The 19,336-nt window shown below is 68.7% G+C and carries 11 protein-coding genes and 1 pseudogene; 3 read left to right on the top strand and 9 right to left on the bottom strand.

Translation table 11 applies throughout. The features are described 5' to 3' along the window. From QMX79_RS14070 to QMX79_RS14055, 4 genes are all read right to left on the bottom strand, one after another. Positions 1 to 935: cytochrome c peroxidase (locus tag QMX79_RS14070; protein ID WP_282247298.1), on the bottom strand; the 935-nt coding region annotated here is incomplete at its 3' end. Between the two features lie 8 nt (positions 936 to 943). Further along, positions 944 to 3,703: a TonB-dependent receptor gene (locus QMX79_RS14065; protein ID WP_282247297.1), complete on the bottom strand. Its 2,760-nt coding sequence runs from the start codon at positions 3,701 to 3,703 to the stop codon at positions 944 to 946. Between the two features lie 58 nt (positions 3,704 to 3,761). Then, the gene (locus QMX79_RS14060) at positions 3,762 to 4,724 is read right to left on the bottom strand and encodes a FecR domain-containing protein (protein WP_282247296.1); all 963 of its coding nucleotides are present in this window, start codon (positions 4,722 to 4,724) and stop codon (positions 3,762 to 3,764) included. Next, positions 4,714 to 5,208, bottom strand: a complete 495-nt coding sequence (locus tag QMX79_RS14055) for a sigma-70 family RNA polymerase sigma factor (RefSeq protein WP_282247295.1) — start codon at positions 5,206 to 5,208, stop codon at positions 4,714 to 4,716. Before QMX79_RS14055 ends, QMX79_RS14060 begins: the two co-directional genes overlap by 11 nt. A gap of 150 nt (positions 5,209 to 5,358) precedes the next feature. Between QMX79_RS14055 and clpB the strand changes: the two genes are divergently transcribed. Then, on the top strand, positions 5,359 to 7,944 hold the full coding sequence (gene clpB, locus QMX79_RS14050; RefSeq protein WP_282247294.1) for an ATP-dependent chaperone ClpB: 2,586 nt from the start codon (positions 5,359 to 5,361) through the stop codon (positions 7,942 to 7,944). 53 nt (positions 7,945 to 7,997) lie between these two features. On the opposite strand, the gene QMX79_RS14045 is transcribed toward clpB, so the two are convergent. Beyond that, complete coding sequence (locus QMX79_RS14045) at positions 7,998 to 8,612, bottom strand: hypothetical protein (protein WP_282247293.1); 615 nt, start codon at positions 8,610 to 8,612, stop codon at positions 7,998 to 8,000. 61 nt (positions 8,613 to 8,673) lie between these two features. Beyond that, positions 8,674 to 11,154 carry a M13 family metallopeptidase gene (locus tag QMX79_RS14040; RefSeq protein ID WP_282247292.1) on the bottom strand — a complete coding sequence of 827 codons (2,481 nt, stop codon included), beginning with the start codon at positions 11,152 to 11,154 and terminating at the stop codon, positions 8,674 to 8,676. Positions 11,155 to 11,335: 181 nt separating this feature from the next. Here QMX79_RS14040 and QMX79_RS14035 point away from each other — a divergent pair. Further along, positions 11,336 to 12,636, top strand: a pseudogene (locus QMX79_RS14035) (aminotransferase class I/II-fold pyridoxal phosphate-dependent enzyme). A gap of 46 nt (positions 12,637 to 12,682) precedes the next feature. Here the strand turns inward: QMX79_RS14035 and QMX79_RS14030 are convergent. Beyond that, entirely contained in the window at positions 12,683 to 14,590 is a 1,908-nt protein-coding gene (locus tag QMX79_RS14030; protein ID WP_282247291.1) for a M28 family peptidase, read from the bottom strand. A gap of 216 nt (positions 14,591 to 14,806) precedes the next feature. Here QMX79_RS14030 and QMX79_RS14025 point away from each other — a divergent pair, with 216 nt between their 5' ends. Beyond that, complete coding sequence (locus tag QMX79_RS14025) at positions 14,807 to 15,694, top strand: AraC family transcriptional regulator (protein ID WP_282247290.1); 888 nt, start codon at positions 14,807 to 14,809, stop codon at positions 15,692 to 15,694. Here QMX79_RS14025 and ybaL read toward each other — a convergent pair. After that, a complete protein-coding gene (ybaL, locus tag QMX79_RS14020) occupies positions 15,691 to 17,391 on the bottom strand; it encodes a YbaL family putative K(+) efflux transporter (protein WP_282247289.1) in 1,701 nt (566 codons plus the stop codon). The two genes, QMX79_RS14025 and ybaL, sit on opposite strands and share 4 nt — an antisense overlap. A gap of 96 nt (positions 17,392 to 17,487) precedes the next feature. After that, positions 17,488 to 19,336: TonB-dependent receptor (locus tag QMX79_RS14015; RefSeq protein ID WP_282247288.1), on the bottom strand; the 1,849-nt coding region annotated here is incomplete at its 5' end.

The following is a 19,336-nucleotide window of genomic DNA, read 5'->3' as shown; positions in this document are numbered from 1 at the left end:
ACGTTGTAGAACACCAGCACCGCCTCCAGGCTGCGCATGCTGCCGTTGTGCATGTACGGCGCGGTGCGGGCCGCGCCGCGCAGCGACGGGGTGCGGAAGCGGCCGCTGTCGGCCGGGTCGCCAGTGGCCTCGAAGCGGCCCAGATCCTGCCGCGCGCGGCCGTGCAGGTGCAGGCCCAGGTTGTGGAAGCCGTTGTCGGTGAGGGCGGGGCCGTTGTGGCAGTTCATGCAGCGGGCCTTGGTGCGGAACAGGTGCAGGCCCAGCAGCTGCTGATCGTCCAGCAGGTCGCGGCGGCCCGCCAGGAAGCGGTCGAAGCGACCCGGTGCCGGGGCAAGGCTGCGCTCGAAGGCGGCGATGGCCTGGGCCAGCTGGCGCGGCTCCACCCGCGCATCGCCGAACACGGCGGCGAACTGCGCGCGGTAGCCGGCATCGGCGCGCAGGCGGGTGGCGGCGTCGGCGGCGGTGAATGCCATTTCCTTCGGATCGGCGATCGGCAGCAGCGCCTGGTCTTCCAGCGTGGCGGCGCGGCCATCCCAGAACAGCGGCTGCGCATACCCGCTCATCACCACGCTGGGCGCGTTGCGCCGGCCGGGCTGGCGGTCGTGACCGAACGACACGCGCCGCCCGTCGGCGAACGCCAGGTCGCGCTCATGGCAGCTGGCGCAGGCGATCTGCCCGGACCTTGACAGCCGGGGTTCCTCGAACAATCGCCGGCCCAGTGCGACCTTCGCCGGCGACGGGGGGTTGTCCGCAGGGTGGGTGAGCGGTGGCAGTGCCGCCATTTCCTGCACCACTACCCCGGCATCGACGGTGGCCGCGGGCCACTCGCTGACAGGCCGGGAGTAGGCCTGCCGCAGGCTGTCGGCTGGCGGCGCCCCAGCCCCTGACAGCGCGCCGCCGCCCAGCCCAACCGCGCACAGCAGGCCGAAGAGCACAGGGGTCTTCAGAACGCGTAGCCCAGCTCGACCCAGAAGCTGCGCCCGGGTTCGTAGTAGGTGTTGCCGGCGGTGGTGCCGCTGGTCTGGTTGCTGCGGTTGAGCACGTTCATCACTTCCACGCGCGCATAGGCTTCCTGCTCGCGCGGCAGCGCCAGCCGGTATTCCACGTTGGTGTCCCAGGTCCAGGTGCGCGGGAACACCTTGCGGGTGAGGGTGGGCACCGACTGCCCGTCGATGATCTCCGCAGCGCCGCTCACGGTGCCCTCGAAGCCTGCGCGCAGGCGGAAGAAGTTGTTCCACGACAGGCCCAGCACGGGCACCTCGGTGACCGTGCTCAGGCGCACGCTCCACGGGCGCAGGTAATCGGTGGCGGGCAGCTGGTGGCGGTACATCAACTGGCCTTCGTAGCGCACCAGCTGGTCCATCTCCAGCAGGTCTTCATAGCTGTTGTAGTTGCGCGCCACGTCGGTGTAATCGGCCGAGAGCTGCCAGCTGTTGCGCATGCCCCAGCCGTCCAGCGGGCGCCGCGAACCCATCGACAGGGTCCAGGTCTGCGAATCGCTGCGGCCGTCGTTGGTGTATTCGTAGGTGTTGCGGTTGTACAGCGTGCTGTCGAGCGGGTCGGTGACCTTGCGGCGCAGGACGTCGCGGCGGGTGCGGCGGTCCACGTACTTGGCGTGCAGCTGCAGGTGTTCGAAGCGCTGGTCGATGCCCAGCGTCCACTCATCGGTGTAGGGCGAATCGAGGTCGCGCAGGCGGTTGCTGGCCACGTTGAGGGTGCCGGTCACATCGTCCCACGCGATGCTGGAACTGGAACGCGTCTTGGCCTCGCGCAGCCGCTCGCGCCCATCGCGCAGCAGGTAACTGAAGAAGCTGCGCCCGTAGTAGCGGTTGATGCCGGCATCGATCCGGGTATCGGCCGTGCCGAACACATCCCAGCTCAGGGCCAGGCGCGGCGACAGGTCGGTCTGCCCGAACAGGTCGTTGTGGTCCAGGCGCAGGCCCGGGCGAAGGGTCCAGCGGCCGATCTCGATGGTGTCCTGCGCCCACGCCTCGTATTCGGTGCCGCTGACCTTGAACGCGCCGGCATGGTAGAGCTGCAGCTGGCTCAGGTACTGGCCGGTACCGGTGCCGGAGAGCAGTGGCGACAGCGAGCAGCTCACGGTGTCGATGCTGCCGTCGGCCAGGGTGCAGCTGCGCGTGGCTACGCCGCTCTGGTAGATGTAGTGGTCGTTGAGGCGCTCGTAATCGGCGTCGCGGCGCTGTACACCGAGGCCGAACTGCACGGTGTGTTCGCTGCCGCCGAGCAGGAACGCATCGCGGTCGATGCCCAGCCGGTAGCCGATGCGGCGGTCGTGCTGGTCCACGTTGCCCCAGCTGCCTTCGCTGCTCGTGTTGCCGGTGCCCCAGTCGTATTCCTCGGACGGACGCCAGTTCTTCATGGTGTCGCCGATGCTGCGCCGCGAGGATTCCAGGTCGCTGTAGTTGAGCCGGTTGCGGAAGGTCCAGGCGCCCTGCTGCCAGTTTGCGCCCAGGTTCACCGACGGACCGCCCGAGCGCAGGTCGAACCAGGAATCCTTGGTGTTCATGATGAAGTAGCGGTCATCGGTGGGGGCGTAGGACAGACCGGCGGTGAGTTCCAGGCCGTCGTCGTTGCTCCAGTCCAGCGCCACCGTGGCCGCGGTGTTTTCGCGCACCTGGGTGCGCTGGTTGACGTCGTTGCCGGTGGTGGACTGACCGCCGCCATAGGCCCGCAGCGGGATCTCCGAACGGGTGTGGCTGAGCGTACCGATGACGCCGATGCCACCGCGGGTACGCCCCTCCAGCCGCGCGCCCAGGCGCAGCTTGTCGTAGGCCGGCTGGTAGGCGAACGTCGCCGATTCCTCGTACGACTCGGCCTGGGTCGGGTTGGTGATGACCTGGTCCCACGCCGAGCGCGCCATGCGCAGCCACACCTTGCCGTGCAACGTATCGCCGGCCTTGCGCCGCTGCGCATCGATCACGCCGCCGGTGAAGCCGCCGTAGGACGCCGGTACGTTGGCGTCGTACACGGTCAGCGATTCCAGCAGGTCCACGTCCACCGCGATGCCCTGCGCCGAACTGGGCACATCGACGGCGGCGTTGACGTTGGCAGTGGTCTGCGCGGTGTTGGTCGGATCGAGGTCGTTGTTGATGCTCGCGCCGTCGAGCAGGAACAGGTTCTGGTAATACGGCGCCCCGTTGATCGAGAAATCACCCGGGCGGATCTCGCCCATGGTGCGCGAGCTGCGCGAGGTATCGCTGAACTGCACGGCCGGGTTGCTGCGCAGGGCAGTGGCGACATCGCCATTGCCCTTCACCTGTGCCTGCAGCGCGTCCTGGTCCAGGCGCATGCCCTGGCCGAACGGCAGCTGCGCGGGCAGGAAGGTGCTGCCCGCATCGCCGCCAACCCGCAGGGCGGGCATGCGGCCCTGTGCGATGCGCTCGAGGGTGTAGCTGCCGTCGGCACGGCGGGTGGCGCGCAGCCCGGTGCCGGCCAGCAGCGTGGCGAAGCCGGCGTCGAGCGGGGTGTCAGCGGCCAGCGCGGGCGCGCTGCGGCCGGCGGTCAGCGCCGGGTCGAAGGCCAGTGCCACGCCGTGCTGGCTGGCGAAACTGGACAGGGCGCGGCCCAATGGAACGGTGCCCTGCGTCGTGGACTCGGGGGCTTGGGCGTGGGCAAACAGCGGGGTGGCAAGCAGGGCCAGCGACAGTGCGCTGGCCACGATCAGGCGGGGGGACAGGGTCATGGTGGGTTGGCTTGAAATGCAGGGTTCGCTGGTATGCCCCGCGAGACCGGAAAAAGTGTCAGCGCGCCGCCACGGTGGTCCACAGGCCGCCCGCGCCGCGCTGCACGCGCACCGGGTACGTGGCTTCCAGCATCGCCAGGCTCTGCGAGGTGTCGTCCAGCGGGAACGCGCCGGAAACGGGCAGGGCGGCGACGGCGGGATCGCAGCGCAGCCAGCCGTGCCGGTAGCGGGCCAGCTCCGCCACCAGCTCACCCAGGGGCAGGGCGTCGGCGACGAGCATGCCGGTTGCCCACGCGGTGCGGGTGTCATCCAGCACACCGGTGTGCAATGCGCCGCCGCCATCGAAGGCGCTGTGACGGCCGGCATCGAGCAGCCAGGTGGCACCGCCTGCCGGCGAGATCTCCAGGCGACCTTCGAGCAGGCTCACCTGGGTAAGGTCACCCGCCAGGCGCACGTCGAAGCGCGTACCGAGCGCACGGATGCGCCCGTGCGGGGTGAACACCTGCAGCGGCCGGGCAGGCGACTGCGGATCGGGCGCGCTCTCCACCCGGATGCGGCCACGCTCCAGGTGCAGCCCGCGCTGCTGGTTGTCGAAGCGCAGCTCCACGCGGGTATCGGTATCGAGCAGCAGCTGGCTGCCATCGGGCAGCCCGAGGCGGCGGCGTTCGCCCACGGCGGTGCGTTCGACCGGGCCGGCGGGGGCGGGTGACAGGAGCTGCCAGCCGAGCCAGCCTGCCGGCATCACCGCCAGCCACAGGCCAAGCCGTTTCAGGGCCGCGCGCCGCGCCGGGTCGGGCGCGCGCCCCAGCACCGGCAATGCCAGCGTTGCCGGCACCCGCTGCAGCAGCGCCTGCAACTGCTGCGCGCGCTGCCAGGCCCGCGCGTGGTCGGGGTGCTGCGCGCACCAGCGCGCGCAGGCCTGCCGGGTGGCGGGGTCGTCCGGTGCATCCTGGAGGCGCAGCAGCCAGTCCGCCGCCGCGGCCAGCACCGCGCGCGGCAGGGGCGCCGGATCAGCCGGCATGGGCGAGGCAGCCAACCAGGGCCCGCTTCATGTGCCGCTTCACGGTGCTCAGGGAGAGCCCGAGGCGTTCGGCGATGGCGTCGTAGCGCAGCCCGTCGAACTGGGCGAGCAGGAACACCTGGCGCGCGGCAGTGGGCAACCCATCGAGCATCGCATCGATCTGCTGCAGCGCTTCGCAGACCAGCGCCTGGTCTTCCAGCGAGGGCACCACCGCTTCGGGCAGGCTGGCCAGCTGCTCCAGGTAGGCGCGTTCCAGTGATTGGCGGCGGAACCAGTTCGCTGCAAGCCCGCGCGCGACGGTGGTCAGGAACGCGCGCGGCTCGCGCAGGCCGCCCAGGTCGCGGTCCTGCAGCAGCCGCGCGAAGGTGTCCTGGGTGAGGTCGGCGGCGGTCTCGCGGCAGCCCACGCGCCCGCCCAGCCAGCGCTGGAGCCAGCTCCGGTGGTCCCGGTACAGGGCCCCCACGGTGTCGCGATGTGCGTGCATCGACCGATCAATGGAAATGAGAAGTATTCGCAAGTATGGCCAACTACGCGCTGTATTGCCAGCCCGGATTGTCTTGAATCACTGCGCGGCAACCGCATATCCAGTACATCTGCCAGCCACGCTGGCCATGAATTGAAAGAGGACACTCCCATGCGGATGGACAAGCTCACCTCGCGTTTCCAGCAGGCGCTGGCGGACGCACAGTCGCTGGCCGTGGGCCGCGACCACAACATCATTGAACCGGTGCACGTACTGACCGCGCTGCTGGACCAGCAGGGCGGCAGCACGCGCCCGCTGCTGGCCCAGGCCGGGGTCAACGTGCCGGTGCTGCGCGAGCGGCTGACCGAGGCGCTTGATGCACTGCCGAAGGTGTCCGGCCAGGCCGGCAGCCTGTCGATCGGCAATGACCTGAACCGGCTGCTCAACAGCACCGACAAGCTGGCCCAGCAGCATGGCGATGCGTTCATCGCCAGCGAATGGTTCGTGCGCGCCGCGCTGGACGATGGCGGCACGCTGGGCATGGCGCTGCGCGCTGCCGGCGCTGACAAGAACAGGATCGATGCGGCCATCGAGAAGATCCGCGGTGGCGACAGCGTGCAGAGCGAAAACGCGGAAGAACAGCGCCAGGCGCTGGAGAAGTACACCATCGACCTGACCGCGCGCGCCGAGAGCGGCAAGCTGGACCCTGTGATCGGCCGCGACGAGGAAATCCGTCGCACCATCCAGGTCCTGCAGCGCCGCACCAAGAACAACCCGGTGCTGATCGGCGAACCCGGCGTGGGCAAGACCGCCATCGTGGAAGGGCTGGCCCAGCGCATCATCAACGACGAAGTGCCCGAGGGCCTGCGCGGCAAGCGCGTGCTGTCGCTGGACATGGGCGCGCTGATCGCCGGTGCGAAGTTCCGCGGTGAATTCGAAGAGCGCCTGAAGGGCGTGCTGAATGACCTGTCCAAGAGCGAAGGGCAGATCATCCTGTTCATCGACGAGCTGCACACCATGGTCGGCGCGGGCAAGGCCGATGGCGCGATGGACGCGGGCAACATGCTCAAGCCGGCGCTGGCGCGCGGCGAGCTGCACTGCGTGGGTGCCACCACCCTGGACGAGTACCGCAAGTACATCGAGAAGGATGCCGCGCTGGAACGCCGCTTCCAGAAGGTGTTCGTGGGCGAGCCGAGCGTGGAAGACACCATCGCGATCCTGCGTGGCTTGAAGGAAAAGTACGCGGTGCACCACGGGGTGGAAATCACCGACCCGGCGATCGTGGCCGCGGCCACGCTGTCGCATCGCTACATCGCCGACCGCCAGCTGCCGGACAAGGCCATCGACCTGATGGACGAGGCCGCCTCGCGCATCCGCATGGAGATCGACTCGAAGCCGGAAGAACTGGACCGCCTGGAACGGCGCCTGATCCAGCTCAAGATCCAGCGCGAGATGCTGAAGAAGGAAAAGGACGACGCCTCGCGCCAGCGCCTGGCCGACCTGGAAACCGAGATCGATGCGCTGGAGCGCGAGTTCTCCGACCTGGACGAGATCTGGAAGTCGGAGAAGGCCGCGCTGCAGGGCACCACGAAGATCAAGGAACAGATCGAACAAGTGAAGCTGGAACTGGAAGCAGCGCAGCGGCGCCAGGATTTCGGTCGCATGAGCGAGCTGCAGTATGGCCAGCTGCCGCAGCTGGAAAAGCAGCTGCACGCCGCGCAGGAAGTGGAGAGCACCGAGTTCAAGCTGGTCCAGGACCGGGTCACCGCCGAGGAGATCGCCGAGGTGGTGTCGCGCTGGACCGGCATCCCGGTCAACCGCATGCTGGAAGGCGAGCGCGACAAGCTGCTGCGCATGGAAGACGTGCTGCATGAGCGGGTGGTGGGCCAGGAAGAGGCGATCAAGGTCGTCTCCGATGCAGTGCGCCGTTCGCGTGCCGGCCTGTCCGACCCGAACCGGCCTAGCGGTTCGTTCCTGTTCCTGGGCCCGACCGGCGTGGGCAAGACCGAGCTGTGCAAGTCGCTGGCCGAGTTCCTGTTCGACAGCAGCGACGCCATGATCCGCATCGACATGAGCGAGTTCATGGAAAAGCACAGCGTGGCGCGCCTGATCGGTGCGCCCCCGGGTTACGTGGGCTACGAAGAGGGCGGTTACCTCACCGAGGCGGTGCGTCGTCGCCCGTACTCGCTGATCCTGCTCGACGAAGTGGAGAAGGCGCACACCGATGTGTTCAACATCCTGCTGCAGGTGCTGGACGATGGCCGCCTCACCGATGGCCAGGGCCGCACCGTGGACTTCCGCAACACCGTCATCGTGATGACCTCCAACCTGGGTTCGCACCAGATCCAGGACATGTCCAGCGATGACAGCCCGGAGGCCTACACGCAGATGAAGGCGGCGGTGATGGGCGTGGTGCAGGCGCACTTCCGCCCGGAGTTCATCAACCGGCTGGACGACATCGTGGTGTTCCACCCGCTGGACAAGGTGCAGATCAAGCAGATCGCACGCATCCAGATGCAGGGCCTGGAAAAGCGGCTGGCCGAACGTGGCCTGCGCATCGAGGTCAGCGACGCGGCGTTTGAGCTGCTGGGCAACGTCGGCTTCGATCCGATCTACGGTGCCCGCCCGCTCAAGCGTGCGATCCAGGCGCAGCTGGAGAACCCGCTGGCGCAGAAGATCCTGTCCGGCGAGTTCGTTGGCGGTGATGTGATCCGGGTGGACGCGGCCGAAGGCCGCCTGGCATTCGCCAAGGGCTGAGCCAACCCGCCGCCTGTCAGGCAAAGGCCCCGCTGATCGCGGGGCCTTTTTTTTCAGCGTGGAATGAACTTGACGGGGCCGCGGTAATCCGGCCACGCGGTGGAGGTGTTGTCGCGCAGGGTGACCGCTTTGCGCTTGGGTATCGTGCCGTCGACTGCGTCGGCGCTGGGCGTGGACACGCCGGCAAACAGAGTGGGAATGAACACCGCCGGGTTGAGGGCATCTTCATCCATGATCACCGGCGCCACCTGCAGGGTGGTGGTCTTGCCGGCTTCAACGGTGAAGGAGGCCACGTTGCGGTTCACGAAGGTGGCCCGGTCCAGCAGACGCTGTTCGCTGTAGCTGCGGCGCGGTTCCCGGCTTACGGCGGTGATCCGGTAGGTGCCCACCGGCAGCTGCAGCGCGTGCCGGTAGCCGTAGCGGGTGGTGAAGCCATAGTCGAACTCGAGGTAGCGGGTATCGAGGACGGTGAGCACCAGCTCGTTACCCTTGATGCCCCAGTCCACCCCACCTGTCCGGATCAGTTCCTTCAGATCTTCGCTGAGCGGCACTTCCGATTGCAGTTTTTCCACTTCCACGACCAGCGTGCCGGTGGCCGTCTCGGCCAGGCAGGCGAAGCTGCCCGACAGCAGGGCAGCCGCCAGCAGTGTGCGTAAGGCAAAGCGCATGTTCCGTCCCTTGATGACAATTGCAGGGACCCCCCGCCCCTGCCTCGTCGCGGAGTATGCACTAGAGGTAGACGACCCGCTCCGAAGCGTTGCGGGTCATGGGGGCTCCGGGGGGGCACTGGAAAGCCTCTGCATAGGCGGGCATGTTGGCCGGACCGACGTCGGCGCGTGGCGGCCCGAAGGCATGCACGTCCGTTTCGAGGTCACGCCGCAGGCGTTCGGGGGTGTGCAGCTCCCGGTACAGCATGCCCCAGCTGAGGAAGAACAGCTGTCGGCGGGTGAGGCCGTGCAGCAAGGGATCGGTCTGGTTGGCGGTGGCGTGCTCAAGCGCATCCAGGGCGATTGCCAGCCCGCTCAGGTCGGCTACGTTCTCATTGGCGGTCAGCTGCCCATTAAGCGACAGCCCATCCACCTGCTGCCGGTCGAACTGCGCGGCAAGCCGTGCGGAGAGGGCCGCAGCGCGCTGTCGATCGCCATCGCTCCACCAGCCCTGCAGGCTGCCATCGAGCCCGAACTGGCTGGATTCGGCCGAGAACGCGTGGGAGATCTCATGCCCGATGACCGCGCCGATCGCGCCGAAATTGAGCGCGTCGTCGGCCTCCACGTCGAAGTAGGGGGGCTGCAGCAGCGCTGCCGAGAAGGCGATGTCGTTGTTCATCACGTCGTGGTACGCGTCCACGGTCTGCGCGGTCATACGCCAGCGCACGCTGTCCACCGGCGCGCCCAAGCGGGCCAGTTCGTTGCGCTGGGCAAACGCGGTGGCCGCGCGCAGGTTGCGCAGGTAGCCGCACGACTCGGTGTGCAGCCCGGACCAGTCCGGCCAGCGTTCGGGATGGCCGATGCGCGGCCGGAACGTATCGGCCTTGCGCAGTGCGGTGGCGCGCGTTTCGGCATCCATCCACGGCACCACCGCCAGGCGTCGCTTCAGCGCGGCCATGATCTGCTCGATCAGCGCGATCGCCCGCGCGCGGGTCTCCGCCGGAAGCGCGACCGGAACGTACAGTTCGCTGAGCGCTTCACCGGCCACGCGTTCGATGGCGGCCAGCACCTGCTTCCAGCGCGGCGGCATCGCGTCCTGGCCCTGCAGGGCCTTGGCGTGGAATGCATGGTGGGCGCGGACGAAGTCGTCGCCCAGGAACGGGCTGGCCGAATCGAGGGTATGGAAGCGCAGGTAGGCGCGCCAGGTGGCCGGCGCTTCGTAGCTCAACGCCTGGCCCATTGCCTGGTGGAAGGCGGGCGTGGCCAGCGAAAAACGTTCGGGCTCAGCCACGCCCAATGCCTGGAACAAGGCACTCCAGCGGAACCCGGGGGTGAGCGCATCGGCCTCCGGCACCGTCAGGGGATGATAGAAGTTGGTGACGTTGTCGTTGAGCTCGTCCCACGGCGCTGACGCATTGGCAAGGCGGCGTTCCAGCGCCAGTACCGCATCGGCGTGGCGCTCGGCGTCGGCCGGCGAGTCACCGGCCAGGCGCAGCACGTGCGCGACATGCGTGCGATAGGCGAGAGCGGCTTGCGCGTGTTCGGCGTCCAGGTAGTAGTTGCGGTCGGGCAGCCCCAGTCCGCCCTGGAAGGCGTACGCGATCTGGCTGTCGCGCGCGTCCATGTCCAGGTCGACACCGAACCCGAATACCGGGTTGAGACCGACCGCAGTGAGCGCGTGCAGATGCGCCTCGATGGCCTCGGGCGTCTGCAGCGCGTCGATTGCCGCCAGCTCGGCCCGCAACGGCGCGATGCCGTCGGCATTGATCTGGCGCTGGTTCATGCCGGTGCGCCAGAGGTCAGCCACGATCTTCTCCACATGGGTTGGCATGTCCAGGTTGGCGGCCTGTTCCGCCACCCGCCGCTGCAATGCCAGCGAACGTTCCTGCAGCATCGTCGGCATGTCCCAGCGCGACTGGTCCGGCGGCAGCTGCGCCGTTTCATGCCAGCGGTGGTTGATGTGCGCGTACAGCGAGTGGCAGGGCGGGTGGTCCGGATCGATGTCGGCCGGGTTGAAGCGCAACGGCGCTGGCAGGCCATCGGCGGTTTCCGGGGGCTGGACCTGCGCGTCAGCGGCAGGATGACCCGCGAAGCGTGTATTGCACTCGTCCCGCGCTGCGCGGTGGCCAGCCTGGTAGCCCAACCACCCGCCGGCGAGCGCACCGCCCAGCGCGGTGACGGCGGCACCGGCGAGGAGTTGCGGACACTGGCGAGGGCGGGAAAGGCAGCCTGCAGCAGCTGCGGATGCAATCCCGTTCAATGGCTCCTGCACCGGCACGGCCAGGTACGCCTCACCCCGGGTAGCGGCCGCGCCAGGCAGCAGCGCAGGTCTTGCCGGTGGGGTCGAATCGGCGCGCGCCGCGCCCGCCGCAGCCGCCGGCACGATCAGGCTGGAGAGCGCGGCGAGGGTGAGCATGCCCGCGTTGCCCACGCGCAGCAGCGGTGGATGGGCCGAACCGAACCGCTGGTGGCGGGCGTGGTCCTGTGCGGGCTGTCGCCCGCGCAGCGACCGATCGAATTCGCCCACGCTGCGGCGGTGGTGTTGTACGGCATCGGCACGCATGGCGTGTCCTCCCCTGTCAGTCGTGCGGGTGCCTGCCGGCTGCAGGCCGAGCGCGATGATGCCGGTGCCGCGCGGGGGCGCCCATAGGACGGGAATGAAATCATGAGCAACCGGAATGACAGGGCGTGGCGGGGCTCGGCTATGGTGCGTTTTCGCACGCACCGTGCGCGGAGACCTCACGATGTCGGAACCGGACAGCTCGCTGCCGCCGTGGAAAGCGGAAACCATCGCCGTGCATGGCGGGTATCGCCCGGACCCGACCACGCGCGCGATGGCGGTGCCGATCTACCAGACCGTGGCCTACGCCTTCGACGATACCCAGCACGCGGCGGACCTGTTCGACCTGAAGGTGCCGGGCAACATCTACACGCGCATCATGAACCCGACCACCGATGTGCTGGAGCAGCGCCTGGCCGCGCTGGAAGGCGGCATCGGCGCACTGGCGCTGGCGTCCGGGCAGGCGGCCATCACCTACGCGATCCAGACCATCGCCGAAGCGGGCGACAACATCGTGGCGTCCAGCGCGTTGTACGGTGGCACCTACAACCTGTTCGCGCACACGCTGCCGCAGTTCGGCATCCAGACCCGGTTCGCCGATTACCGCGATCCCGATGCGTTCGCCGGCTCATCGATGACCGCACCAAGGCGGTGTTCGTCGAGTCCATCGGCAACCCGCGCGGCAACATCACCGACATCCAGGCGGTGGCCGACATCGCGCATGCGCACGGGGTACCGCTGATCGTCGACAACACCGTGGCCACCCCGTACCTGCAGCGCTCGTTCGACTTCGGCGCGGACATCGTGGTGCATTCGCTGACCAAGTACCTGGGCGGGCACGGCACCAGCGTAGGCGGGGCGATCGTCGATTCGGGCCGGTTCCCGTGGGCCGAACACAAGCAGCGCTTCCGCCGCCTCAACGAGCCGGATGTGAGCTACCACGGCGTGGTCTATACCGAGGCGCTGGGTCCGGCGGCCTACATCGGGCGCGCCCGGGTGGTGCCGCTGCGCAATACCGGTGCGGCGTTGTCGCCGTTCAATGCCTTCCTGATCCTGCAGGGCATTGAAACGCTGGCGCTGCGGCTGGACCGTATCAATGCCAACGCGCTGGCCATTGCCGGCTTCCTGCGCGACCACGCCAAGGTGGCGTGGGTGAACTACGCGGCGCTGCCCGACCACCCGGAGCACGCGCTGGTGCAGCGCTATCTGCGCGGGCACGGCTCCGGCGTGCTGACCTTCGGCTTGCCGGGCGGGCGCGAAGCAGGCGCGCGCTTCCTGGATGCCCTGCAGCTGTTCACCCGGCTGGTGAACCTGGGCGATGCCAAGTCGCTGGCCACCCATCCGGCGTCGACCACGCACCGCCAGCTGGATGCGGCGGAACTGGAACGGTCCGGGGTGAGCGAAGACACGGTGCGGCTGTCGATCGGCATCGAACACCTGGACGACCTGCTGGCCGATCTGGAGCAGGCGCTGGCCAAGGCGTGAGGCGGGACCATCCCGGCCGGTGCGGGCCGGCCGGGGTGGGTTTTTATCAGGGCGCGGGCGCGTGCAGCCATGCTTCGATGGCGCCTTCCAGCACCGCCAGCGCGGCCATCGCGCGGCGCGGGTCGACCTGGTCCAGCTGGTCGTACCGGTTGTGGATGCGCGCCATCGCAGGTGACAGCGGCAACGCCTTGTAGGTGTGCATGGCGTGTTCCATGGCATCCATCCGGGTTTCCATCGCCTGCGTCTCGTCTGGTCCCAGGGTGCCGTTGAGGTAGTGCTCGAACCGGCTCCAGTCCACGTCTGCATTGGCCAGCCACAACCGCGCACGGGCCTGCTGCATGTCGCGCTCAAGGGGGATGTCGGCGGCGTCGGCCAGGTTCATCCCCAGCGCTGGAATGCCTTCGCGCTGGAGGGCAATCTGATCGGACTGCATCACCCAGCCAGCGCTGTCATGCACGGTCAGCCCGACCTCGCCGGCGGCAGCTTCGAGCAGGCGCCGCAGCTGCGCTTCCGCAGCGGTGACCGGCGCCGCAGGTGGCTGCAGCGCGCGCGAATCGCCATCCATGTACAGGTGATGGCGGTCCGAGCCGGACAACGTCATGCCATCGCCGCGCCCGGTCATGTCCAGGTTGAGCGCCACGTCCGGACAGCTGGCCATGCATTGCTCGGCGTAGGCCTTGGCGCCCAGCATGCCGTGCTCTTCCAGGTCGGTCACCATCAACTGCACGCGCATGCCGTCGGGGAGTGCTTCCGCGCTCAGCGTCCGGGCAAGCGCCAGCAGCGTGGCCAGCCCGGTGCCGTTGTCGCTGGCACCGCTGGAGCCGTCGCGCGCGCCGGTCATGTCGCCATGGGCGAGCACCATCAGGGTCCGGGCCGGGGTACCCGCGCCCGCGAATTCCAGCATCAGGTTGCAGCCGTGGTAGGTCTGGTTGAAACCGAAGCTGTCGCGCGTGCTGCCAGTGAACGGCAACTGCTGCAGGGTGTGGCCGTCGCGCTTGAACAAGGCGCGGATCGTATCGAAGCGGGCGGCGTTGGCAGCCGACTCGCGCAGCGCGCCGGTCATGCCCGGCTGCTGCGCGCCGAGCGTGGCCTGCGCGATCTGTTCCAGGTCCAGCTCGAAGCGGGCCTGTGCCGGGCTCACCACGCTGGCCAGCAGTTCGGCCGCCCAATCCACCCACGACAGCATGGGCGCCAGCGCGGCGGCCTCGGCGCCGCTCGGCCAGCCGCCGTGCCCGTGCGTTTCCGCGTGGCGGGCCACGCCGAGCGTCACCATGATCTGGCGGCGCGTGTCCTCAGGCAGTTCCTGCAGCAGCGACCGGATCGCCGGCGCGGTGCAGGCCGCCGCGTCGGTGCCACAGTCGCGTACGATTTCCAGCAGCCGGTGGCGTTGTTCGTCGGGCAGCAGGTCGTACAGGGTCAGCGGAAGCGAGGCAGGCGCCGGCGTGCGGTCGGCGTTGTTGGCGTCCAATGCGCTGTCGCGGCCCAGCACGAACCCCACCACGGCGCCGGCGGCCGCACTGGTCATCACCGTTGCGGCAGCCAACGTGCCGGCGGCAAGCGTGAGCGGGCACTGGCGCGGTTGCGCAACGCAGCTGAGCGTAGCGGCATTGGCGATGTGGCCCAGTGCCGCGGAGGGTGCGGTGGGCACATCGGTCGCCATCGGTACCGTCTGGTAGCCGGCGCTGCCTTGGGCCTGTGCGCCGGGCAGGAAGGCGGCGACCGTGGCAGTGCCTGCCCCCGGCTGCGGCGCGCGCGGCGGCACGCGGGCAAGCGCCATGGCCGAGGACAGCGCAAGGGCGTTGACCAGCCATTCGCGGCCATTGCGCACGGTCAGCGGGCGCGCCCCGGAGGGCGGCAGCGGCTGTCGCGGCACGCCGCGCGAGCGCAGGTTGCGCGCGACGGTGTTGTCGAAGTGGCCCTGGACGTGGCGGGCGAACGGGATGTCGAGCGGCATGGCAATCTCTCCAATGGCGGGCGCAGGCCCACTGCACCGTGCCGCATTGCAGCGCCGCTGCCCATCGGAGCAGTTGCGGCTGGTACCTGGATGGGACCGCCGTCACACGCAGCAGTGGCAAACCGCTACGATCCCGGAGCCGCAACTGCGCAAGTTCGGGCACGCGCGACGTTGGCGCGCGCTGCACGCTGGATGCACCCCCGGATGGAGCCCGACATGAACCGCCTTGCCCAGATCCGCCAGCGCCACGGTATCGACCGCGTCATCGCCCAGCTGCAACGCTGCCTGCGGGAGGGCGAGCCACTGCCCGACCTGGAGGCACTGGCCGCCACCGCGCATCAGTCGCCGTACCACTTCCACCGGCTGTACCGCGCGCTGACCGGCGAAACCCCCGGACGCACCGTGGCGCGGTTGCGGCTGGCGCAGGCGCTGCACCTGCTGGGAAAACCCGGCGCGCGGGTGACCGACGTAGCCCTGCAGGTGGGCTTTGAAAGCCCGCAGGCCCTGGCCCGCGCCTGCCGGCGGGAACTGGATGCCACCCCTGCGACGTTGCGCGACGACGCTACGCTGCGCGCACACTGGCAGCGGCATCTTGAAGTTCCCGCGGGCGACCAGGCAGAGCCGATCAGCGCGCTGCAGGTTCGGGTGGCCGAGCTGGAACCGTTCGAAGTGGTGGTGCTGCGCAAGCAGGGCGCATTCGACGACCTGGACCGTGCATTCGGCACGTTGTTCACCTGGGCCGCAGGCGAGGGCTTGGCCGAACAGTTGCAGCACCTGGTGGGTATCGCACTCAACGACCATCGCGACGTCGCGCCCAGGGAGTGCCTGTTCGACTGCGGAATGGGGTTTGGCGACCTTGCGCGGCCAGTACCTCCACCCCTGCGCCGGCTGACCCTGGGCGGCGGCGACCATGCGGTGCTGCGCCACGTGGGCAGCTACGCCGGTCTTGAAGCCGCCACCGACGCGCTGCTGCGGCAGTGGCTGCCCGACAGCGGGCGCGTGCTGCGCGACGCGCCGTTGTACTACCACTACCTGGACGACCCCGAGGACGTTCCCGAGGCGATCCTGCGCGCCGATATCTGCGTGCCGCTGGGGGCCCGTTAAACCACCGGAATGGTGTGCTTGCCGATGTTGCGGTAGGGCGGGGTGGCCATGACCATTTCGGCCAGCGAGTACGCCAGTTCGCGCTCGGCCATCACGGTGCCGTCGGCGCCGTGTTCGAGCAGGTGCTTGACCTCGGCGTCGCTGTGCGCGCGTGCCAGCAGGGTCAGGCCCGGGTTGAGCGCGCGCAGCTTGGCCAGGGTTTCGCCCGCTTCCAGCGGCTGCGGAATGGCCAGCACCGCGATCTTGGCGCGTTCGGGATGGGCCTCGGCCAGCACGCGGTCGGAGGCGGCGCTGCCGCGGATCGCGGGCAGCCCGGCGGCATGTGCTTCGGCCACGTGTTCCTTGTTGTCATCGATTACCAGCACCGGCACGCCACGGTCGCGCAGCACCTGCGCCAGCGCGCTGCCGACCCGGCCATAGCCGATCACGATCGCGTGGTCGTGCAGGTCCAGCGAGGGGCCGGGCGGCAGTTCGGTTTCCACCGCGGCGGCGGGGGTTTCCTGGTTCTTCACCAGCCAGCGGTCGAGCAGGCCGAACACCAGCGGGTTGAGCATGATCGAGATCAGCGCGCCGGCCAGCACCAGCGCCTGGCCGGTGGGCGGCAGGATCTTCAGGCTCACGCCCAGGCCGGCGATGATGAAGGCGAATTCGCCGATCTGCGCCAGGCTGGCCGAAATGGTCAGCGCGGTGCCGTTGGGGTGGCCGAATGCGCGCACGATGAAGAACGCGGCGGCGGACTTGCCGAACATGATGATGGCGGCGGTGGCCAGCACCTGCCACGGGTGCTCGACCAGGATGGCCGGGTTGAACAGCATGCCCACCGAGACGAAGAACAGCACCGCGAACGCATCGCGCAGCGGCAGTGAATCGTTGGCCGCCTTGTGGCTGAGTTCGGATTCGTTGAGCAGCATGCCGGCGAAGAACGCGCCCAGTGCGAACGACACGCCGAACAGCATGGCCGAGCCGAACGCCACGCCCAGGGCGATGGCCAGCACCGCCAGGGTGAACAGTTCGCGCGAGCCGGTTCCGGCAATGCGCTCCAGGATCCAGGGAATGACCCGGCGGCCGACCACCAGCATCACCGCCACGAACAGGCCCAGCTGCACGAAGGTCCAGCCGATGCTGGCCAGCACGCTGCCGACGGTGTGGGTTTCATTGGCCGCATCCGGCCCGAACACGCCGGCCAGCACTGGCATCATCACCAGTGCCAGTACGCAGGCCAGGTCTTCGACGATCAGCCAGCCGACCGCGATCTTGCCGCGTTGGGTTTCCAGCAGGCGGCGTTCTTCCATTGCGCGCAGCAGCACCACGGTACTGGCGGTGGCCAGCGCGAAGCCGAATACCACGCCGTGGATCACCGGCCAGCCCATCAACCAGGCCAGGCCCCAGCCCAGCAGGGTGGCGACCAGGATCTGGCCGACCGCGCCGGGGATGGCGATCGCCTTGACCGCCATCAGGTCTTTGAGTGAGAAGTGCAGGCCCACGCCGAACATCAGCAGCATCACGCCGATTTCGGCCAGCTGGTTGGCCAGCGCCTGGTCGGCAACGAAGCCGGGAGTGAACGGTCCTACGCAGATGCCCGCAACCAGGTAACCGACCAGCGGAGACAAACGCAGCTTGTTGGCCAGCGCGCCGAGAATGAAGGCGAGCCCAAGGCCAACGGCGACGATGTTGATCAGGTCGGTGTCATGGTGCATCGGGGCTCGCAACTTGGGGGATGCCCCGATTTTCACCGATGCGGCCCGATCCGGCAAACCGCGCTGCGGTCTGCCGGATCCGGTGTCAGCCGATCATCACCACTTGTAGGTCACGCGACCGTACACATAGGCGCCATTGAAGCCGTACGGCGAGTAGTTGCTGTACGGGAGCATGCCCCAGGTGGAGTTCTGCAGGTCCACGGTGCGGTCGGGGTATTCGTCCAGCAGGTTGTCCGCACCCAGGGTCAGGGTCCAGTTCTCGCTGGGCTTGTAGGCCACCGAGGCATCCAGCACCCACGAGGCGTCGTAGGTCTGGTCGCGGGTCGGGGTGGCCGAGTTGCGCACGGTGAACGAGCCGTAGCGGGTGGCGGCCAGGTTCAGGTCCCAGTGGTCCGAACGCCAGGTGCCGCTGAGGATGGTCTTGTCGCGCGGGTAGCTGTCTTCGATGCGGCCCACTTCATCGCGGCCGATCAGCGACTGGGTCAGGCCCAGCGAGCCGAACACGGCCGGCGAGGCGATGAACTTCTTCACCTCGGTGTCGTTGTAGCTGTACGCCGCGGTCAGTTCCAGCGAGCTGGCGCTGAACGGGATGGTGTAGCTGGACACTGCGTCCACGCCGCGGGTGCGGGTATCCACGCCGTTGGTGAAGTAGGAGAACGCGGTGACCTGCGGCAGGCCCAGGTCGGCCAGCAGCGCATTGGTGGCGGCGTTGGTGGTGATGTTGGTGGACAGGATGATGCGGTCGTCGATGTCGATCTGGTACGCATCCACGGTCAGGTAGAGGCGGTCGATCGGCTGCAGCACCAGGCCCACGCTGTAGGAGGTGGAGCTTTCGGCCTTCAGCGGGCTGGCGCCCAGCGCCTGCGCGGCGGTGCTGGTGGTGGGGAAGGTGCCGCGTTCGACGAACACGCCATTGACGATCGTGCTGGTCACGGCCTGGTAGCTCTGCTGGGCCAGCGACGGGGCGCGGAAGCCGGACGAGGCGGTGGCGCGCAGCGCGACCTTGTCGGTGAAGGCGTAGCGGGCCGACAGCTTGCCGGAGAACTTGTCGCCGAAGTCCGAGTAGTCCTCATAGCGGCCGGTGACGCCGGCCGAGAACTTGTCGGTCAGGTCCGCTTCCAGCCCGGCGTAGACGGCGTAGTTGTCACGGTCGGCATCCACCGCGTTGAGCGGGGTGAAGCCGCCGAAGCCCTGCGAACCGGTGCCGAAGTACGAATTGGGCTCGCCTGCGCTCTGTTCCCACTTCTCGCGGCGGTACTCGCCGCCGAAGGACAGCGTGACCGGGTAGGCCAGGCCCCAGTCCAGCTGCTTGGTGATGTCCACGTTGCCGATGTCCTGGGTGTATTCCAGTGCGCCGGCGTAGAACGAGCGCGGGCTGTCCACGCCCAGCGCGTAGTTGATGCTGTTGCGGGTGTGGAAATCGATCTTGTTGGTGCCGTGGTTGTAGCTCACGTCCCAGGTCCAGCCGCTTTCGGTGTCGCCCTTCACGCCGGCCACCAGCGAGCGGTCCTTGGAGTACTGGTTGATCTCCGGCACGAAGCCGTCCGGGTAGGTCTGGGCCAGCAGCGCGCCCTGGCCGCTGTTGGTGCGCGAGCGGTAGAACGCGAACGAGGTGATGTCGCGGTTGCTGGCCAGCGCGGTGGCGTAGGCCGAGACGTGGTCGCTGAACTGGAAGCTGGCGTTGGCCGAGGCGGCGGTGGCATCCACCTGCGGGTCGCCGACCACGAAGGTGGTCTGGCCCACGCTGGGGAAGTTGCCGGTGTTCGGCGCGGTGCCCTGGTAGGGCCCGGCGCGGTTGCTTTCATCCTGCTGGGTGATCTGGCCGGCCACGTGCACGCTGCCACGGCCGTCGGCGAAGCCGATGCCGGTATCGCCGGAGAGCTGGTACTTGTTGCCGTGGGCCCGCCCCGACCAGCCCCCCGCCCCGGGCCCCCCGCCCCCCCCC

The sequence above is a fragment of the Stenotrophomonas sp. PS02300 genome (assembly GCF_029959395.1).
Classification (GTDB): Bacteria; Pseudomonadota; Gammaproteobacteria; order Xanthomonadales; family Xanthomonadaceae; genus Stenotrophomonas; species Stenotrophomonas maltophilia_AD.
Note: the sequence above shows the minus strand (reverse complement) of the source record. Positions and strands in the feature narration are given on the sequence as shown.